The sequence below is a fragment of the Brevundimonas sp. genome (genome assembly GCF_051860745.1).
Taxonomy (GTDB): domain Bacteria; phylum Pseudomonadota; class Alphaproteobacteria; order Caulobacterales; family Caulobacteraceae; genus Brevundimonas.
The window spans coordinates 330,742-349,702 of record NZ_JBHYDN010000002.1; the positions used below are offsets into that span (position 1 = coordinate 330,742).

Here is an 18,961-nt window from a genome sequence, read left to right on the forward strand (position 1 = left end):
CCGACACGTCCGGGATGCCTAACAAATCGTTGATCGGGCGGCGCTAATGAGTTATCCACAAGCCGGAACCTGGTGGTCTGCGGGGGCGGGCCGGAACTGTCATCCCGATATGATACAGGCCGCCAGTTCGAGTATGGTGACGCGTGAGGAACCCTCGCGCTCGCCGAGTGTGGGGTCAGGCGTAATGGCGCTGGATACGGGGGCGAGCCCGGAAGAACTCAAGGCTCATCCAGACTGGAAGGATGTCGTTCCTTCCGTCACGGAGGCTCCGACTCTGGGCGACGGCCTGCGGATGGCCCGCGAACACTCCGGCCGCTCGCTCGCCGAACTGTCCAGCATCACCCGCGTTCCGGCGCGCTATCTGACCGCGCTGGAACAAAACGATTTCTCGACCCTGCCCAACCGCGTCTTCTCCATCGGCTATGTCCGCGCCTACGCCGGCTCGCTGGGCCTCGACGAACAGCTCGCGGTCGAGCGGTTCAAGCGTGAAAGCCCCGATCCCTCGGTGCCGCTCCAGGCCCCCGTCGGCGTCGCCTTCGAGGAGGTCCGCCGCTATTCGCCCCGTCTGATCGCCGCGGGCCTGGCCCTGGTCATCGCAGTCGTCGGCTGGAACGTCTTCCAGCGTGTCAGCCTGATGCGCGCGCCCCAGCCATCCGATCTCACCGCTGTTCCCGAAATCTGGACCCTGGGCGCCGTGCCCGGCCAGCCCGCAGCCCTGAGCCTGACCGCGCCGCGTCCGGCGCCGCCCGACCAGACCATTCCGGCCCTCTACATCACGCCCGGCCTCGAGGCCGAACTGACCGGTGTCGATCCGGCCTCGCCTGAAGCCATCGCCGCCGCCTCCGCGGGAGCCCCGCCGGTGCAGCGGGCATTCAATCCCCGCGGCGCCATCTACGGCGCCTCGGCCAACGCCTCCCAGGTCGTGATCCAGGCCCGCAAGGCCGCCAGCCTGGTGGTCACGATGACCGACGGCCGGGTGCTGTTCGCGCGCCAGCTGGCCGCCGGCGACGCCTGGCGCGCTCCGGCCGGGGTCGCCGCCGTGGTGGACGTCTCCAGCCATTTCGCCGACTTTGACCTCTATCTGAATGGCGAGCACGGCGGCACGCTGACGGCCGAGAAGACGCCGCTCAGCCAGTTGAACACCCGCGCCCAGGCCCTGGCCCGTCAGGCCGCCGCCGAGGTCGCGGCCCGCACCCAGGCCGCCCAGGTGGAGGCCCAGGCCCGCGCCGCCACTGTCCAGACGACGATGGTCACAACGACCGGCGGCTGATTGCGGTCTGGCGTCGTGGCCATGCCGCAATCCAGCGCCTATGTTCCGGCTGACATGAGCGCTGACCTTTCCCACATCCGTCCGTGGCGCCACATCGAGCGCCGCAAGAGCCGTCAGATCATGGTCGGAGCGGTGCCCGTTGGCGGGGGCGCGCCGATCAGCGTCCAGTCGATGACCAATACGCCGACGTCCGACGCGGCGGCCACGCTGGAGCAGATTCGCCAGCTGGAAGAGGCCGGCGCCGACATCGTCCGCGTTTCCTGCCCCGACGAGGCCTCGACGACCGCCTTCCGGACCATCGCGCGCGAATCGCGGGTGCCGCTCGTCGCCGACATCCATTTTCACTACAAGCGCGGCATCGAGGCGGCCCAGGCCGGCGCCGCCTGCCTGCGCATCAATCCCGGCAATATAGGCTCGGCCGACCGCGTCCGCGACGTCATCCAGGCCGCCCGTGACCACGGCTGCTCCATGCGCATCGGCGTCAACGCCGGCTCGCTGGAGAAGGAGCTGCTCGAGAAATACGGCGAGCCCTGTCCCGAGGCCATGGTCGAGTCCGCCCTCAACCACGCCCGCATCCTGCAGGACCACGACTTCCACGCGTTCAAGATCTCGGTGAAGGCGTCCGACCCCTTTCTGACGGTCGCCGCCTATCAGCAGCTGGCCGAGGCCATCGACTGCCCGCTGCACCTCGGGGTGACCGAGGCAGGGCCGCTGCGCTCGGGCACGATCAAGTCGGCCATCGGCATGGGCAATATGCTTTGGGCCGGCATCGGCGACACTATCCGCGTCTCGCTGGCCGCCGACCCGGTCGAGGAGATCAAGGTCGGCTTCGACATCCTCAAATCACTGGGTCTGCGCCACCGCGGGGTGAACATCATCGCCTGCCCGTCCTGTGCGCGTCAGGGCTTCAACGTCATCGAGACCGTCGGCATCCTTGAAGAGCGGCTGGCGCATGTGACCACACCCATGTCGCTGTCGATTATCGGCTGCGTCGTCAACGGACCGGGTGAAGCTCTGTACACGGACGTCGGCTTCACCGGCGGCGGGGCCGGCTCGGGCATGGTCTATGTCAACGGCAGGATGGCCCACAAACAGCACAACGACGGCATGATCGACCATATCGTCGAACTGGTCGAAGCCAAGGCCGCCGAGCTCGACGCCGCGCGGGCGGTAGAAGACAAGCCGCTGGTCGCCGTAGGGTAGCAAGCGGTTGCGACGCCGCCCGGCCGGGCGCATATTCCGCCCATGCCCGCGCTGTCGCCCATAGAGTCCGAGTTCGCCTCAACCGAAGAGGCCGAGGCCTATGACGTCTGGTTCCGGGCCAAGGTTGAGCGATCGCTCGCGGATACTCGGCCTCCGATTCCGCATGAGCAGGTCATGGCGGAAATGAAAGCCTTGATCGACAGCTATCGGAAATAGTCTTGACCCGCGTCGCTTGGGCAGAAGACGCGCGGTCCGACCTCCGCTCCATTCTCGCTTATATCGCCGAGCGAAATCCCGACGCTTCAGAGGCCATGAGTGATCACTTCGAGAGCGCCGCCGAGCGACTCGCACGGTTTCCGACGGCTTGGCGACCCGGACGCAGACCTGGCGCGCGCGAAATGGTGGTCCACCCCAACTACATTCTCGTCTATCGCGTGGAAGAGACACTGGTGCGGATCGTGAACGTGCTGCACACCAGCCAGCAATACCCGTGACCAGCCTCTCGAATCTGCCACGAGCGCCATGAAACTCTACATCACCGTCCCGTCGCCCTTCGCCCGCAAATGCCGGATCGTCGCCCGTGAGAAGGGACTGATCGGCCGGATTGAGGAGATCGCGGTCGATCCCTACGCCAATGCGCCGGAGCTGCTGGCCTCCAATCCGGTCGTTCAGGTGCCGACCCTGATCGCGGAGGACGGCCTGCCGCTCAACGACAGTCCGGTGATCTGTGAGTACCTGGACGCTCTCGGCGACGGTCCGCGGCTGCTGCCGGTCGATGGAGCGGACCGGCTGCGCGTGCGGCGACTGGAGACGCTGGGCAATCAGGCGCTGGAAATGGGCGTCAAACTGCTGCTGGAGCTGCGCCGTCCGGAGGATGAGCGCTCCCCGGGCTGGATCGCCCGCTGGACGGAAAACATGGCACGCGCCCTCGATGCGCTGGAGGTCGCCCGCCCCGACCCGGCCCGGCTGGACATCGGCGTCATCACCGCCGGCGTCGCCGTGACCTGGATCGGCTTTCGGCATCCCGGCTTTGATCTGGCGACCGGTCGGCCCGGACTGGTCGCGCTTCAGGTCGCGCTTGAGGCCCGGCCGAGCTTTGCGGAAACCCGGCCCGGGTGAGCCGCCCCGGCAGGTCGGTCCCGCCTTTCGACGTTCAGCCCAGAATGCCCGCCAGCTGCAGCCCCTGGAACCCGGCCAGCGTCAGCAGCAACACGCCGACCGCATAGGTCAGAAGCTTCCTCGGCACCCTTTTCGCGATCAGGCCCGCGAACGGCGCCGCCAGCAGGCCGCCGGCCACCAGCCCCCCCACCGCCGCGGCATGGTTCTCAAGCGCGCCCGCTTCCGCCCAGTGGCCGGTGATCAGGGCCCAGACGAAGGTCGCGCTGATGGCCACGGTCAGGAAGAATTCGGCGGTGTTGACCGTGCCGATGGCGCGCCGCGGCTCCTGTCCAGCCGCGACGAGCGTCGAGGACACCGTCGGACCCCAGCCGCCGCCCCCGACCGCGTCGAGAAATCCGCCGATCGCTCCGGTCGGGGCCATCGCCCATGACGGCAGGCGGCGGGGTTTGATGTCATGACCGGCGCGCCAGACGATGTAGACGCCCATCACGCCGAGATAGGCGACGATGAACGGCTTGATCACGTCGGCCTCGATCCCGGTCAGGACATAGGCGCCGAGGCAACCGCCGATCACCCCGGCGATGGCCAGCGGCAGCAACAGCCGCCAGTCGATGTTGCGGTGCCAGATGTGGCTGCCTGCCGAGGCCGCGGTGGTAAAGACTTCCGCCCCGTGCACGCTGGCTGAAGCCATCGCGGGCGGCACGCCGAAGGCCAGCAGCACGGATGACGAAATCACGCCATAAGCCATGCCCAGAGCCCCATCGACCGACTGGGCCAGGGCGCCGACCACGAAAAACAGCAGGAAGGTTTCCATCCACCCGTTCGAAACAGCCAAGCCCGACAAGCGCAAGCCCCGGCCCGAACTTTGGTTGCGTCGTCAGCGCGCGACAGCGCCGCTCGCGACGGCCCGGGCGATGCCGTTCAACACATCGCGGCCGCTGTAGGGTTTCAGCACCAGGGCTGTCGCCAGCCGGGCGTGGCGCGCCGCGGCGGCCACGTCGCCCGAGAGGAAGATCGCCGGCACGCCCCATGACTGTTTCAGGGTCCGGGCGAGGCCGACGCCGCCGCCTTCACTGCTGTCCTGTTGATCACCCGCCAGATTGATGTCGAGAAGCGCCAGGTCGATGGCGTGCAGGCCCGCCGCGGTCATCGCCGCCGCCGCGTCCGAGAACGGGCCGACCACCCCGTGTCCGGCTGTGGTCAACAGTTCGGTCAGATCCGCCGCCATCTCCGCATCATCCTCGACGACCATCAGTGTCAGTGGACGGGAGGCCGGCGCCTCTTCATCGCTGATGTCCGGGTCCGCCTGCCGCATCAGCACCGCGCGCAGGTCGCGCCACACCTCCGCCGGCGGCCGGTCGGCCTCGAGGTCGAAAATCCGCGCCATTGCGGCCAGATCGGTCTGCGCCCCGGTCGAAATACCGGCTGGCGGTTGCTCCAGCAAACCGTCGTAGAGGCCCCTCAACCGGGCCAGTTCGGCCCCTTCGTCCCGAGTCGCCGTCAGCGTTCCGTCAAACATGCGCCCTCCAGTTCCACGGTTCAGCTAGGCCCTCGGCCGCCCCGGCGAAACCGGTCTGACGCCCTTGTGAGGCCCGGTCACGATCACGCCATCGCCGCGCCGCATCGACACGGCCGCGTTCGGCGGAGTAAACACCGCCTCCCGTTTGAAGAGGCGCTTCCCCCTTGCGACTGCCCCAGGCCCGGCTCGATCAGGTGCTCGACCGCTTCCACCAGGTGGAGGCGCGCATGGGCGCGGCCAGCGATGGCCAGGAGATCGTTCGCCTGTCGAAGGAGCATGCGGAGATGAAACCCATCGCCGACGCCGTCACGGCGCTGGCGAAGACGCGGGCGGAGATGGCCGATCTGGAAGCCATGGCCGCCGATCCGGAAATGGCCGAGATGGCCGCCGACGAGCTGCAGACCCTCAAGGAAACCCTGCCGGACATGGAGCGGGACGTCGCCCTGCTGCTGGCCCCGCGCGACGCCGACGAAAACGCCTCGGCCGTGCTCGAAGTCCGCGCCGGCACCGGCGGCGACGAGGCCGCCCTGTTCGCCGGCGACCTGTTCCGCATGTACTCCCGCTACGCCTCCACGCGCGGCTGGAAGGTCGAGCTGGATTCGGCCACCGAGGGCGACGCCGGCGGCTACAAGGAAATCATCGCAACCGTCACTGGCGACGGCGTCTTCGGCCGGCTGAAATTCGAAAGCGGCGTCCACCGGGTCCAGCGGGTGCCGACCACCGAGGCCGGCGGCCGCATCCACACCTCGGCCGCCACGGTCGCCGTCCTGCCCGAGGTCGAGGACGTCGAGATCGACATCCAGGACAAGGACATCCGCATCGACACCTTCCGCGCCTCCGGCTCGGGTGGCCAGCACGTCAACAAGACCGATTCCGCCGTCCGCATCACCCACTTCCCCTCCGGGATCGTGGTGACCTCCTCCGAGAAGTCGCAGCACGTCAACCGCGACAAGGCGATGAAGAACCTGCGCGTCCGCCTCTACGACATGCAGCGCCAGATGAAGGACGATGCCCGCTCTGACTCGCGCAAATCCCAGGTCGGCTCCGGCGACCGCTCGGAACGCATCCGCACCTACAACTTCCCGCAGGGCCGCGTCACCGACCACCGCATCGGCCTGACCCTGCACAGCCTGCCGCAGATCCTCGAGGGCGACATCGACCCGCTGCTCAACGCCTTGATCGCCGAGGACCAGGCCGCGCGGCTGGCCGATCTCGAGGCTGAGTTCGGCTGATCAGCCCTTCCGGATCCGCCGCTTCAACAACCGGTCCGACAGCGCCTCGGCGTGTTTCAGCGTAAACGCCAGGGCCGCCGGCGAGCCGCGCCTGGGCCCGACGCTGTCGGCCATGACGGCGCCGCGCTCGCCGATCGCGCGGTCGTCGCCGGTGGTGGTGTCCATCGCGGTCTGGTGCTCGATCTCGGCGTTCAGCTCGGCCCCCATCAGCACGATCTGCACCGTCAGCCAGGTCCAAAGCAGAAAGCCCATCATCGCCGCCAGCGGGCCGTAATAGGCCGTGCGCACGAAGGTCTGCAGATACCAGCTGAAGATCAGCGACAGGAGCAGGCTCAGCAGCGCAGCGAAGATGGCGCCGGGTGTGAGCCATCGCAGCCGCGCCTTCTGCCGGCACGGTCCATGGCGATAGATGACCGTCAGAATCGCGCCATAGACCACCAGCAGGACGGGCCAGCGCAGCGGCGCCAGATGGGCCCATTCATCGGCGAGGCCGAACACGCCGAGAACGATCGGCACACCCACCACCAGCCCCGCGGAAACCAGCACCGCCAGCAGGCCCGAGACGGTGAAGCCCATGCACATCAGATTGTATCGGACGATGTTGCGCCGCTCGACCTCATGATAGGCGACGTTCAGTCCGTAAAAGAGCACCTTGATCGCCCCGTTGGCGGTCCACAGCGACAGGGCCAGGGTCCAGACCAGGGTGAAGGTCAGGGTGGTGGTGGTGTTCTCCGCCAGCCGCTGCATCTCGTCGCCCAGGAACCGGGCCACGCCAGAGGGCAGGAAGGAATACAGGAACTGCAACCGGCCCCAGGCGTCGTTCGGATCGGCGAACAGGCCGTAGATGGTCACAAAGGCCGCCAGCGTCGGGAACAGCGACAGCATGACGAAGAAGGTCACCCCGCCGGAGAGGAAGCCGATCCGATCGCCGAAATAGGACACGCCCAGCCGCCAGAAGATGTCGGTCCAGCCCTTGTGCGGGATGTGCTCCGGCCGCTGCGCCAGTCGGCCGCGCCCGGGCTCCCGGGCCTCGAAATCCTCGGGCGTCGGCGGCGCGGGCGGGACCGGCAGAGGCCGCTCCTTGCGCAGTTCGACGCCGTATTTGTGCCCGTGCCTATACAACAGGTGCGCAGCGCCGGCGCCGGCCGCCAGCCCGCCCGCGATCGCCCCGACCACCCCCCAGGCGCCCCCGCCGCCGGACTTCTTCGACTGTCCCTGCATCCCGCCAACAACGGCTCCCCCGGCGGCTGCGTTCCGCCGCTTGCACAGGAGGCCATGGTCCGGCACGAAACGCCATGCCCGAGATGCCGCTCCCCTCCTCCGCCGACGGCGTGGTGACCGCCCTGTGGCGCCACCCGGTCAAGGGGTTCACGCCCGAACCGCTGGACGCAGCCGACCTGCCGACCGGCGGCTGGTTCCCCGGCGACCGGATGTTCGCGGTCGAGGACGGGCCCTCGGGCTTCGACCGGGTCGCGCCTGAACACCTGCCCAAGCAGAAATTCACCGTCCTGATGCGCACCGCCGAGGTCGCCAGCGTCCGCACCCGCTGGGACGAGGCCGCGCGCATCCTCCACGCCGCCGCCGCGGGCCACCCTGATCTGGCCGTGGCCGTGGACGACCCCGTCAGCCGGGCCGCCTTCGAGACCTGGCTGGCCGCCGTGCTCGGCGACGCCGTAACCGGCCCGTTGCGGCTGGTCTCCGCCGAGGGTCTCGACCACCGCTTCATGGATCACCCGTTGGGGCGCATCTCCCTGCTCAACCTCGCCAGCGTGCGCGATTTCGAGGCCCAGGTCGGTCGCCCGATCGATCCACGCCGCTTCCGCGCCAATGTCTGGGTTGAGGGCTGGCCGGCCTGGATCGAGAACGACGGCGCCGACCGCGATCTGATCCTCGGCGAGGCCCGTCTGCGCGGGGTCAAACCCATCGTCCGCTGCGCCGCCACCCATGTGGACCCCGACACGGCGATGCGCGATTTCGATCTGGTCCCGGCGCTGTTCGACCATTATGGCCACCGCTGGTGCGGCCTGTATGCGACCCTCCCCGCGGGCGGAACGGTGCGCGTCGGCGACCGCGTGGAGATGACATGACCCAAACGCTCGTCACCGCCTGGAAGGCCGCGACCGCGACGCTCAAGGCCGGCCGCATCGACAGCCCCTCGATCGACGCCCGCCTGTTGCTCGAGGTCGCCTCCGGCGCCTCGCGCACCGACATCCTGACCGACCCCTACCGCGTGGTGACGCCGGACCAGCAGGCCGCGCTGGACGCCTATGTCGAACGCCGCCTGCGCCGCGAACCCGTCTCGCGCATCCTCGGCAAGAAGGGCTTCTGGAAGATCATGCTGAACGTCACGCCCGACGTGCTCAGCCCCCGACCGGACACCGAGGCCATCCTCGACGTGGTCCTGCTGGTCTTCCCGCCGCATCAAGCCTTCGAGATGATCGACCTCGGCACCGGCTCCGGCGCCATCCTGCTGGCTATTCTGGCCGAGCGGTTCGGGGCACGCGGCGTCGGCACGGACATCTCGTCCGAGGCGCTGGCCGTGGCGAAAGAGAACGCCGCCAACCTCGAACTCGACAACCGGGCGACCTTCCTGCGCACCGAATGGGCCGCGGGCTTCGGCGACGACAGCTTCGATCTGGTGGTCTCCAACCCGCCCTACATCCCCTCGGGCGACATCCCCGGCCTCGACCCCGAGGTCCGCGACCATGATCCGCTGCTGGCGCTGGACGGCGGCCCCGACGGCCTGGTCGCCTATCGCGAACTGGCCCCCGAGATCCGCCGCATCCTCCGCCCCGGCGGCGTCTTCGCCGTCGAGATCGGCTGGGACCAGGGCCCGCAGGTCAAGGCCCTGTTCGAGGCCGCGGGCTTCGAAGGCGTCATCGTCGTCAAGGACCTGTCGGACCGCGACCGTGTGGTCACCAACGGCCCGGACCCGCGCACCAATCCCATTCCGAAGATGTAGACGGCCCCAAACAAACCCCTTGGAAACGGCCCCATGCCGCGCTAAGTCTTCGTTTGTCTCCCACCCAAAACGCACGCCTTGGACCGCTTCAGGCCCAGACTTGCGCGCATCAGGGCAGTGACGGTCGGGCCAGGTCGCCCGGCGGACCACGGGGCGACACGGATTTCCGATCACATCGTCAGCGGGGATTGGCCCCGGAACGAAGCGGAACGACCAGACGGACAGCGCCGGCGGCCATCGCCCCGGACCGTCCCTCATACAAAGCACGGTAGCGTCCGATGAGAGATTTCAAGGGCATGAAGCGTCAGCGCGGACGCAACAGGAAGCCCGGCGGGGGCGGCGGCGGCGCCAACAACGCCAACGCCACCAATCCGAACCGTTCGTGGGACTCGCAAGGGCCCGAGAACATCAAGGTCCGCGGCAACGCCCAGACCGTCTATGAGCGCTATATGCAGCTGGCGCGCGACGCCTCGGCCGCCGGCGACCGCGTTCTGGCTGAGAACTACACCCAGCACGCCGAACACTATTTCCGCGTCCTGCGCGCGCTCCAGCCCTCGCGTCCCGTCTCCGAGATCGCCCAGCGCGAACTGGCGGGCCAAGGCTTCGACATCGATTTCGAGGACGAGACCGGCGCCCAGGCCGCCGCCATTATGGCCGCCGAAAAGGTCGAGGCCGACCGCGTCGCCCAGGTCGAGGCCCGCCAGCGCGAGAACGAGGAGCGCCAGAACGACCGCGGCCCCGATCGCTCGAACGACCGCCCCAATGATCGCCAGGCCGAACAGCCCCGCCGCGAATGGCGCGACCGCGACGACCAGCCGCGTCAGGACCGCGAACCCCGCGAACCCCGCCCCGAGGGCGAGGGCGGTTTCAACGCCGACGGCAGCCGCCGCGAGACCCGCCGTGAACGCTGGGAGCGCCGCCAGCTGGAACGCAACGCCCGCTTCGAACGCGAAGGCGGCGAATCCCGCGCCGAGGGCGACGCCCCTCCGGCTGAGGCTGCCGAAGCCGCGCCCGAACCTCGCGCTGAACGTCCCGAACGCCCGGCCCGCGCCGAGCGCGCCGAGCGCGCCGAACGCGCCGAACGCCCTGAGCGCAAGCCCCGCCGCGACGCCGGCGTGGCGACCGACGACGGTCCCTCGGCCCTGCCGGGCTTCCTGACCCGTTCGACTGCCCCGGCGCCTGCCGCGCCCGAAGCCGTCGAAGCCCTGGAAGAGGCCGCCGCGCCCAAGCGCCGCGCCCCCCGCCGCAAGGTCGAGGCCCCCGCCGCGGAAGACTGATCGGGACGCCGCCCGCCGCGCGAGGCCGCTTGACGCGGCGGCTCATGACTGGCCCAAAGAGCCCCCGACCTGTCCCGGAGCGCCTATGTCCCGCCTGTTGCGGTCTTCGGCCCTGATTGTGCTTGCGAGCCTCGTCCTCGCCGCCTGCGCCTCCATGCCGCCTCCTCCGCCGCCCCCGCCCGGCGGGTCTGGCGGGCCAGTCGCCCTGCGTGACTGGCGCGGCATCGTCACCGCCTCCGACCGCGACCGCTACAGCCGCCGCGACGCCGCCTGGTCCCTGGCCCTGCAGCAGGCCCGCCGGCAGCCCGGCTCAGGCGATCTGACCGGCCTCGGCGATCTGATCGAGCCCCGCGCCGCCCGCTCTCCGGTCGCGCCCCCGCCTGGCGACTACCGCTGCCGCACCGTCAAACTGGGCTCCCAGGGCGGCGAGGACGGTCTCGGCTATGTCGTCTACGGCTGGTTCGCCTGCCGTATCGAACAGACGCCCCGCGGTCTGAAATTCTCCAAACTGACCGGCAGCCAGCGCCCTTCCGGCCTTCTGTTCCCCGAGGACGACCGCGAGATGGTCATGCTGGGCTCCATGGCCCTGGCCTCCGAACCGCCCGCCAACTCCTACGGCCAGCGTCCCGACCGCGATCTGGTCGCCGTGCTGGAACGGATCGGCGAACGCCGCTGGCGGCTGGTCATCCCCTGGCCCCAGGCTGAGTCCAACCTCGACCTGATCGAACTGGTCCCGGGCTGATCTATCCCTGATCCCCGCTCTCCGGACCCTGGTCATCCCGGACGCGCGAAGCGGCGATCCGGGACGGAGTGCGTTCATAAGCGTGCGCCTCCCGGAAATCGCAGCGCGATTGTCCGGGAGACAGTCGGACACGAATAGTCCTCCTCAGACCTTCGTCAGCCGCAGGTCATGGTAGTCATAGGAAAAGTCCGCATCCGGACTGACCGCCTTCATCGTCGCTGACACAGGCCGTCCGTTCTCCAGCTTGAAGGTGATGAACACGTCCTCCTCGCGCCGGTCGGGGAACCGTGTCCGCAGGGTGTCGCCGTCCGAGGGCTCGACCGGCCCCTGCAACGCCGGTGTCCGGCTGAAGCTCAGCCAGAGCTGGAGGTCCCGCGCCTGGATGGTGATGTCGCCGTACCAGGGGTCGCGCCACGTCCCCGCATAGGCCGCCAGCGGCAACGAAAGCGGCGCGCCTGCGGCCTGTTTCGCATCGATCTCCGCCGCCGCCGCGACCGAGGCCGCGTCGCCTTCGGCCAGCAGGCGTCGTCCGTCTGCGACCCAGTCGAACCCGGTCTTGCCCATGACGATGTCAGAGATGCCGCTGCGCAGGGCCCGCGTCAGGAAGCTCTCCTCGGCATTGGTGAAATAGCTGAATCCGGCGTTGCGTCCCGGGATCAGCACTGTGCCCGAGACGTATCCCGGCGCTCCGCCGCCGTGGGTGATCATCCGCTCACCGCGATAGTCCTGTACCTGCCAGCCTGTCGCATAGGTCGAGGCGATGGCCCGCCCGGGCAGGGTCTCGGTCGGTCCCTCCGAGTTGGAAATGATGATGTTGGGCCGCCACATCTCATTGGCCCGCGCTTCCGAATACAGCCGCGTCCCGTCGGACAGGGCGCCGCGCGCCAGCTGCACCGCGATCCATTTGGCCCAGTCGACCGGCGTGGTGACGAAGCCGCCCGCAGCCCCTGCCGACGACCAGTTCCAGACCTCCTGGATCGACTGGCCGATGGTCTGCATCTCGCCCTGATACCGTAGCGGCGGCCCGACCCGCCCGTGCGGCAGGGCCGATTTCGCCGGGTCGGCGGCAGTCATCAGCGGCAGGGTCTCGCTCATGCCCAGCCGGTCCAGAATCCGGGTCTGGACGAAATCCTCCCAAGCCATGCCCGAGGCCGCCGCGACGACCTCGCCCGCCACCACGAACATCAGATTGCAGTAGTGATACGAGGTCCGGAACGTGTCCTCGATCGGCACATGCGGCACGGCGGCCATGATCTCGGCCCGCGTCCGGTCGCTGTTGGGCCAGAACAGCAGGTCCCCGGCGCCAAGGCCGAAACCGATCCGGTGGCTGACCAGATCGCGCACCGTCACCATGTCATTGAGCTCGGGCTTCGACAGCGCGAACCCGGGCAAATAGGTCCTGACAGGCTCATCCCATCTTAGATTGCCCTCGTCGATCAGGATGGCCAAGGCCGCGCAGGTCACGGCCTTGGTGTTGGAGGCAATGGCGAACAGGGTGTGCTCATCGACCGCCGCCCCGCCGATGGCCCGCACGCCATAGCCGCGCGTCAGCACCGGCTGGCCGTCCTTCACGACCGCAATCGACACGGCCGGCTGGTCCGGGAAGCCGGCCATGACCCGTTTCACATAGGCGTCGACCTGATCCGCCAGCGAGGCGCTGTCATTCGCCGCCGCCTGCGCCCAGCCGGTCGAGGGCAGGGCCGCCGCTCCGGCCACGGACGAAACCAGCGCCGCGCGGCGGGTGAGGCGGATGGACATGCAGGGACTCCGGACAGGGTTCGGTGCGGACGCTAGCCCGCGCGCGCGGACCCTGTCCATCGCCGCTTCAGCCCCGCGTCTCCCAGGCCATCCACAACGCCACCAGAGCGATGCCGCCGGCCATCACGGCGCGCAGCACCGGCCCCTGCACCCGCGTCAGCACCAGTCCCCCGGCGCTTGCCGCGCCCAGGACGATCAGCGAATGGACCGCGACCGCCACCGCCAGATGCAGCCCGCCCAGCGTCAGCGCCTGGGTCAGCGGTGATCCATGATCCGGCCGCATGAAGGTCGGCAGCAGGGCCACATAGAAGACCGCCGCCTTGGGGTTCAGCAGATTGCCCGTCATGCCGCGCAGGAACAGGCCGCGCAGGGTGCTCTGATCGTCGCCGTCCGCGGCGGCCGGGTCGCTGTCGCCGCGCCACGCCTCCCACGCCAGCCACAGCAGGAAGATCACCCCCGCCCAGCGGATGATCTGATACAGCGGTGGCCAGATGAGCAGCGCCTGGGTCAGGCCGAAGGCCGCGGCCAGCATCCAGACGGCCAGACCGACGGTTACGCCCGCCACAGCCCCAAGTCCCGCCAGCCGCCCGCGCGACAGGGAGACCAGCGCCAGCCAGCCCATGTTCGGCCCCGGCGTCAGCTCGATCAAGGCGACGGCCACGAGGAAGGGAATGATGACGCCGGGGTCGACCGGCCAGGCGGGGTGGGGGATCACAAACGTCTCCAGAGGTCTCACCGTAGCGCGACCGGCCCGGTCCGACACCCCTTGTAGCCCCCGCCCGCCACACCCACGTTTGCGACATATCAAGGCGTCGCTTCCAGTAAGGGCGTCTGTGGCTCTATCCGCCTGACAGGGGATGTCCGTGAATCTCGACCTTTACTCCGACCGCGCCAAACAGGCCGTCCAGTCCGCCCAGTCGCTGGCCCTGGCCCGGCGGCATCAGCAGTTCGCCCCCGAACACCTGCTCAAGGTGCTGCTGGAGGAGCGCGACGGCCTCGCCCGCAATCTGATCACCGCCGCCGGCGGCGACCCCGCCAGGGCCGAGGCCGCGACCGAGACCGCCCTGAAGAAGCGCGCCCAGGTCACCGGCGGCAACGGCCAGATCTATCTCGACGGCGACACCGCCCGCGTCTTCTCCTCCGCCGAGGAAGCCTCGAAAAAGGCCGGCGACGCCTTCGTCACCACCGAACGCCTGCTCAGCGCCATCGCCCGCGAGGGCGGGGTCGCGGCTGAGGTCCTCAAATCCGTCGGCGCCACGCCCGAAGCCCTCGACGCCGCCATCGCCGAGGTCCGCAAGGGCAAGACCGCCGACAGCGCCGCCGCCGAGGACGCTTACGACGCCCTCAAACGCTATGCCCGCGACCTGACCCTGGCCGCCCGCGACGGCAAGATCGACCCGGTCATCGGCCGCGACGAGGAGATCCGCCGCACCATCCAGGTCCTCGCCCGCCGCACCAAGAACAACCCCGTGCTGATCGGCGAGCCCGGCGTCGGCAAGACCGCCATCGTCGAGGGCCTGGCCCTGCGCATCGTCAACGGCGACGTGCCCGAGAGCCTGCGCGACAAGGTCGTCATGGCCCTCGACATGGGCTCCCTGATCGCCGGCGCCAAATACCGCGGCGAGTTCGAGGAGCGGCTGAAAGCCGTGCTGGCCGAGGTCACCGCGGCCGAAGGCGGCATCATCCTGTTCATCGACGAGATGCACACCCTGGTCGGCGCCGGCAAGGGCGACGGCGCCATGGACGCCTCCAACCTGCTCAAGCCCGCCCTCGCCCGCGGCGAGCTGCACTGCGTCGGCGCCACCACGCTGGATGAGTACCGCAAGCACGTCGAGAAGGACGCCGCCCTCGCCCGCCGCTTCCAGCCCGTCTTCATCGAGGAGCCCAGCGTCGAGGACACCGTCTCCATCCTGCGCGGCATCAAGGAGAAGTACGAGGTCCACCACGGCGTGCGCATTTCCGACAGCGCCATCGTCGCCGCCGCCACCCTCAGCCACCGCTACATCACCGACCGCTTCCTGCCCGACAAGGCGATCGATCTCATTGACGAGGCCGGCAGCCGCGTCCGCATGGCCGTCGATTCCAAGCCCGAGGCGCTGGACGAGATCGACCGCCGTCTGGTCCAGCTCAAGATCGAACGCGAGGCCCTGAAGAAGGAGACCGACAAGGCCTCCGTCGCCCGCCTCGAAAAACTGGAAGACGAGATCGCCGACCTCGAGGGCCAGTCCGACGACCTCACCGGCCGCTGGAAATCCGAGAAGGAAAAGGTCGGGCAGGGGGCCCAGCTGCGCGAAACCCTCGACCGCCTGCGCGCCGAACTGATCGCCGTCCAGCGCGCCGGCGACCTCGGCCGCGCGTCAGAGATCGCCTACGGCCAGATCCCCCAGATCGAGAAACAACTCGCCGACGCCGAGGCCGCCGAGGCGGATAAATCCGGCCCCCTGACCCCCGAGGTCGTCGACGCCGAACAGATCGCCCAGGTCGTCTCCCGCTGGACCGGCGTCCCTGTCGACAAGATGCTGGAGGGCGAGCGCGAGAAACTGCTCTCCATGGAGGCCGCCCTGTCCCGCCGCGTGGTCGGTCAGGACGAGGCCCTGACCGCCGTCGCCGACGCCGTGCGCCGCGCCCGCGCCGGCCTCAACGACCCCAACCGCCCGCTGGGCAGCTTCCTCTTCCTCGGCCCCACCGGCGTCGGCAAGACCGAGCTGACCAAGGCCTTGGCCGCCTTCCTGTTCGACGACGAGGCCGCCATCACCCGCATGGACATGTCGGAATACATGGAGAAGCATAGCGTCTCCCGCCTGATCGGCGCCCCTCCCGGCTATGTCGGCTATGACGAGGGCGGCGCCCTGACCGAGGCGGTGCGCCGCCGCCCGTATCAGGTGATCCTGTTCGACGAGGTCGAAAAGGCCCACCCCGACGTCTTCAACGTCCTGCTGCAGGTGCTGGACGACGGCCGCCTGACCGACGGTCAGGGCCGCGTCGTCGACTTCAAGAACAGCCTGATCATCATGACCTCCAACCTGGGGTCAGAAGCCCTGGCCAATCAGGGCGAGGGCGACGACGTCGAGAGCGTCCGCCCCTATGTCATGGAACAGGTCCGCGGCCATTTCCGCCCCGAGTTCCTCAACCGCATCGACGAGATCATCCTGTTCCGCCGCCTGGGCCGCGACCAGATGGCCGGGATCGTCCGCATACAGATGGCCCGGTTCGAGAAACTGCTGGCCGACCGTCGCCTGACCCTGTCCCTCGACGACAGCGCCTACGCCTGGCTGGCCGACAAGGGCTACGACCCGGTCTATGGCGCGCGCCCGCTGAAGCGCGTCATCCAGAAGGATTTGGTCGACCCGATCGCGAAGAAGCTGCTGGCGGGCGAGATCGAGGACGGGTCGGTGATCGCGGTGTCAGCGGGGGAGGGCGGGTTGGCGATCGGGAAGGCGCGGGTGCATTAGGTGCTTGCGGGTGGATCGTCGTCCAAATGTGGAGGGACCGATTGCCCAGTGAGACGCCGAACCAAGCCAATAGAAAGCTCTCGAGCGCGCTCAATGCGACCGTATTCTTCAAACAGCTTGTCGTTGTCCCAGACCAGTTCGGTGCCTTTTTGACTTTTGCGCAGTTCCATACGTGACTTCGCGGTGCGACGAACGCTGACCACGTTCGTCTCCTCGTCGAGAGTGACAGTGTGGCCGCCACCTCGATGTAGCACTGAGGCGTGAGCGATCTTGCCCCGCGTCTCAGAAGCGGCCCTGATCAACGGTCGTAATCGCTCCCAGCGATCACGGGAACCTTGATCTCCGCCGGATATGGCCGCTGTGATCCCCTCAAGCTTGGCCTCGAGACCGCGATACGGGGCGAAGATCGCATGCGCTCTGTCGGTGGGGCCACCAATCGCCGCTGCAAACACCGCAGGCAAATAGTCCTCTAACCCTTGGTATAAGGTGATGCAGTGGCCGATCAGTTCGTAGAACTTCGCCCGCTCCTTTGGAAAATCGCTATCGTCGACCTCGGATTCTCGGGTGTCTTCCGGCATTAGTGTCCCCTCGGTTCTCAGCCATTTCCTCCTTTCGTCATCCTCCGGCAAGCCGCGTCTTCGCGGCGCAGACCGGGGGACCCAGCGGCGCGCGCGAGCGCGAACCTGTCGGGAGCGCCCCCGCTGAATCAGCCTGCGTGAACAGGTCGCCTTCGGCGCCGCTGGGTCCCCCGGTCTCGCTGCGCTCGCCGGAGGATGACGAAAGTGGGGAGATCACCACTCGCCGGAGGATGACGACAGGGGAAGAAACGTATAGGTTGTGTGGGTGCGCACCCACAGGACCTTCATCGCCACCTACATCATGGGCAGCGGGCGGAACGGAACGCTCTACACCGGCATGACCGCCAACCTTTCCGCGCGCGTGTGGAAGCACAAGAATCACACGTCTCCCGGCTTCACCGATGATCACGATTGCACCCGCCTGCTCTGGTTCGAGCGTCACGCCCGGGTTGTCGCGGCCATCCGGCGTGAGAAGCGGATCAAGAAGTGGCTGCGCGACTGGAAACTGGCGTTGATCGAGCGCGAGAACCCCGACTGGCGCGATCTGGCCGCCGAGTGGTTTCCCGTCAACGACCCGAACTGGGTCCCGCCGGAGGAGCCGGACTGACCGCCGCCCTCCCGCTATCGTCGATACAGGCGGAGAGGGGTGCGTCGCTCCGCTCACAATCCGCCGATTGCCAGCATATCGCGGGCCGCCAACCCACTGACTTCCCACACCTTCCAAAATTTACAGCGTCCCTATCCCGCCATAGGAACAGCCCCTCCTAGACTCCCCCCGTTCCGTCGCAGGGGAGGCGCAGAGGCCTTGCGTCCTTTGGCGGCGGGATGTGGAGAAGCGGGGGCCCGGTTCCCGGCTGCCAGAGCAAGGCAGCCAACGCCCGGGGTCTGATAACCAAACGGATGTCAGGGGCGAGGGGGATACTCGCCCGGTCCGGGGACCGTGTCGCAAGCACGGCCCGCCCGCCGGAGGCGCTGCGGTAAGGCGATAAAACCGCCACCGGACGCAAGCTTCCGACAAACTCCGCGCGGAGCGTCTGTCTGCGTCGAAACGGTAACAACAAAGAACTCCGGGCGCGGGCCCGGCGCTCCGCACGCCTCCCCAACCGCCCTGGACACAGCGCGGCGCCGACGGCTGCGGCAAGACCTGTCCGTTCGCGTTTCGCCAATGAACACCTGCCGTCGTTCGCGAACGGCAGCCGCCCGAATCCGCAATCGGCGTGGCGGCGGGCCCGGCGGCCCATCACGGTCAGTCCATCGAAACGGCCCGCCAAAACGATCTCCAGAACTCGGGCCTCACACAAGAAGGACTACGCACCATGATCCGCCTCGCCACCACCGCCGCCGCCCTGCTGCTCGCCGCCGCTCCCGCCCACGCCCTGACCAACCCGCCCCAGCAGGCCGATGACAACAGGATCGTCCTGACCTTCGAGACCGGCGCCCGCACCGGCATGGTCATGATCGCCCTCTATGACACCGCCTCCGCCTTCAATGGCGAGGGGCGCGGCGACGACGCCAACCGCGCCGTCGCCCGCACCGCCATCTCAGCCTCCAGCGGCCGCGTCGTCGCCACGTTCGATAACCTGGCCGCCGGCGACTATGCGGTGAAGGCGTTCCACGACGTCAACGGCGACGGGGAGATGAACACCAACCCCTTCGGCATGCCGACCGAGCCCTATGCCTTCTCCAACAACGCCGTCGGCAACATGGGCCCCGCCCGCTGGGACCGCGCGCATTTCGCCGTCTCCGGCGAGACCGCCCAGACCATCAGCATCAGGTAGTCGGCGGCCTAACGCTCGCCGCGCGGCGGCTCGCTGCTTGAGGCCGCGCCGTAACGCCCATCAGGAGATTT

At 68.6% G+C, this 18,961-nt stretch carries 19 protein-coding genes; 13 read left to right on the forward strand and 6 right to left on the reverse strand.

Annotated elements, in window-relative coordinates; genetic code table 11:
• Positions 1-184: 184 nt before the first annotated feature.
• Genes ACTIEW_RS04080 through ACTIEW_RS04100 form a run of 5 tightly spaced genes read left to right on the forward strand, consistent with a single transcriptional unit; the run spans position 185 to position 3,592 of the window.
• The gene (locus tag ACTIEW_RS04080) at positions 185-1,270 is read left to right on the forward strand and encodes a helix-turn-helix domain-containing protein (RefSeq protein WP_439476633.1); all 1,086 of its coding nucleotides are present in this window, start codon (positions 185-187) and stop codon (positions 1,268-1,270) included.
• A 54-nt stretch (positions 1,271-1,324) separates the two neighbouring features.
• Entirely contained in the window at positions 1,325-2,473 is a 1,149-nt protein-coding gene (gene ispG / locus ACTIEW_RS04085; RefSeq protein ID WP_439476702.1) for a flavodoxin-dependent (E)-4-hydroxy-3-methylbut-2-enyl-diphosphate synthase, read from the forward strand.
• A gap of 42 nt (positions 2,474-2,515) precedes the next feature.
• Positions 2,516-2,689, forward strand: coding sequence for a type II toxin-antitoxin system RelB family antitoxin (gene relB, locus ACTIEW_RS04090; protein ID WP_439476634.1), 174 nt, complete (start codon positions 2,516-2,518; stop codon positions 2,687-2,689).
• Between the two features lie 2 nt (positions 2,690-2,691).
• Positions 2,692-2,967 (forward strand): type II toxin-antitoxin system RelE/ParE family toxin, encoded by a 276-nt coding sequence (locus ACTIEW_RS04095; RefSeq protein WP_439476635.1) that lies wholly within the window; start codon positions 2,692-2,694, stop codon positions 2,965-2,967.
• A 28-nt stretch (positions 2,968-2,995) separates the two neighbouring features.
• Entirely contained in the window at positions 2,996-3,592 is a 597-nt protein-coding gene (locus ACTIEW_RS04100) for a glutathione S-transferase family protein (protein WP_439476636.1), read from the forward strand.
• A gap of 34 nt (positions 3,593-3,626) precedes the next feature.
• On the opposite strand, the gene ACTIEW_RS04105 is transcribed toward ACTIEW_RS04100, so the two are convergent.
• The gene (locus ACTIEW_RS04105) at positions 3,627-4,406 is read right to left on the reverse strand and encodes a sulfite exporter TauE/SafE family protein (RefSeq protein WP_439476637.1); all 780 of its coding nucleotides are present in this window, start codon (positions 4,404-4,406) and stop codon (positions 3,627-3,629) included.
• A 63-nt stretch (positions 4,407-4,469) separates the two neighbouring features.
• Complete coding sequence (locus tag ACTIEW_RS04110; protein ID WP_439476638.1) at positions 4,470-5,111, reverse strand: response regulator; 642 nt, start codon at positions 5,109-5,111, stop codon at positions 4,470-4,472.
• Positions 5,112-5,275: 164 nt separating this feature from the next.
• Between ACTIEW_RS04110 and prfA the strand changes: the two genes are divergently transcribed.
• Entirely contained in the window at positions 5,276-6,343 is a 1,068-nt protein-coding gene (gene prfA, locus ACTIEW_RS04115) for a peptide chain release factor 1 (RefSeq protein WP_439476639.1), read from the forward strand.
• On the opposite strand, the gene ACTIEW_RS04120 is transcribed toward prfA, so the two are convergent.
• The gene (locus ACTIEW_RS04120) at positions 6,344-7,564 is read right to left on the reverse strand and encodes a YihY/virulence factor BrkB family protein (protein WP_439476640.1); all 1,221 of its coding nucleotides are present in this window, start codon (positions 7,562-7,564) and stop codon (positions 6,344-6,346) included.
• Positions 7,565-7,638: 74 nt separating this feature from the next.
• On the opposite strand from ACTIEW_RS04120, the gene ACTIEW_RS04125 reads away from it, so the two are divergent.
• From ACTIEW_RS04125 to ACTIEW_RS04140, 4 genes are all read left to right on the forward strand, one after another.
• Entirely contained in the window at positions 7,639-8,430 is a 792-nt protein-coding gene (locus ACTIEW_RS04125) for an MOSC domain-containing protein (protein ID WP_439476641.1), read from the forward strand.
• On the forward strand, positions 8,427-9,305 hold the full coding sequence (gene prmC, locus ACTIEW_RS04130) for a peptide chain release factor N(5)-glutamine methyltransferase (RefSeq protein ID WP_439476642.1): 879 nt from the start codon (positions 8,427-8,429) through the stop codon (positions 9,303-9,305). The genes ACTIEW_RS04125 and prmC overlap by 4 nt, the downstream gene beginning before the upstream one ends.
• Positions 9,306-9,583: 278 nt before the next feature.
• Complete coding sequence (locus ACTIEW_RS04135; RefSeq protein ID WP_439476643.1) at positions 9,584-10,582, forward strand: DUF4167 domain-containing protein; 999 nt, start codon at positions 9,584-9,586, stop codon at positions 10,580-10,582.
• 85 nt (positions 10,583-10,667) lie between these two features.
• Positions 10,668-11,324, forward strand: a complete 657-nt coding sequence (locus ACTIEW_RS04140; RefSeq protein WP_439476644.1) for a DUF4893 domain-containing protein — start codon at positions 10,668-10,670, stop codon at positions 11,322-11,324.
• A gap of 144 nt (positions 11,325-11,468) precedes the next feature.
• Here ACTIEW_RS04140 and ACTIEW_RS04145 read toward each other — a convergent pair whose 3' ends face one another.
• Both ACTIEW_RS04145 and ACTIEW_RS04150 read right to left on the reverse strand, forming a co-directional pair.
• Entirely contained in the window at positions 11,469-13,082 is a 1,614-nt protein-coding gene (locus tag ACTIEW_RS04145) for a serine hydrolase (RefSeq protein ID WP_439476645.1), read from the reverse strand.
• A gap of 67 nt (positions 13,083-13,149) precedes the next feature.
• Positions 13,150-13,797, reverse strand: coding sequence for a LysE family translocator (locus ACTIEW_RS04150; RefSeq protein ID WP_439476646.1), 648 nt, complete (start codon positions 13,795-13,797; stop codon positions 13,150-13,152).
• A 148-nt stretch (positions 13,798-13,945) separates the two neighbouring features.
• Between ACTIEW_RS04150 and clpB the strand changes: the two genes are divergently transcribed.
• Complete coding sequence (clpB, locus tag ACTIEW_RS04155) at positions 13,946-16,534, forward strand: ATP-dependent chaperone ClpB (protein WP_439476647.1); 2,589 nt, start codon at positions 13,946-13,948, stop codon at positions 16,532-16,534.
• Here the strand turns inward: clpB and ACTIEW_RS04160 are convergent.
• Positions 16,531-17,112: a hypothetical protein gene (locus ACTIEW_RS04160; protein WP_439476648.1), complete on the reverse strand. Its 582-nt coding sequence runs from the start codon at positions 17,110-17,112 to the stop codon at positions 16,531-16,533. The genes clpB and ACTIEW_RS04160 overlap by 4 nt on opposite strands.
• Before the next feature lie 265 nt (positions 17,113-17,377).
• Here ACTIEW_RS04160 and ACTIEW_RS04165 point away from each other — a divergent pair, with 265 nt between their 5' ends.
• The gene (locus ACTIEW_RS04165; RefSeq protein ID WP_439476649.1) at positions 17,378-17,719 is read left to right on the forward strand and encodes a GIY-YIG nuclease family protein; all 342 of its coding nucleotides are present in this window, start codon (positions 17,378-17,380) and stop codon (positions 17,717-17,719) included.
• Positions 17,720-18,428: 709 nt separating this feature from the next.
• The gene (locus tag ACTIEW_RS04170) at positions 18,429-18,890 is read left to right on the forward strand and encodes a DUF2141 domain-containing protein (RefSeq protein ID WP_439476650.1); all 462 of its coding nucleotides are present in this window, start codon (positions 18,429-18,431) and stop codon (positions 18,888-18,890) included.
• Positions 18,891-18,961 lie beyond the last annotated feature (71 nt).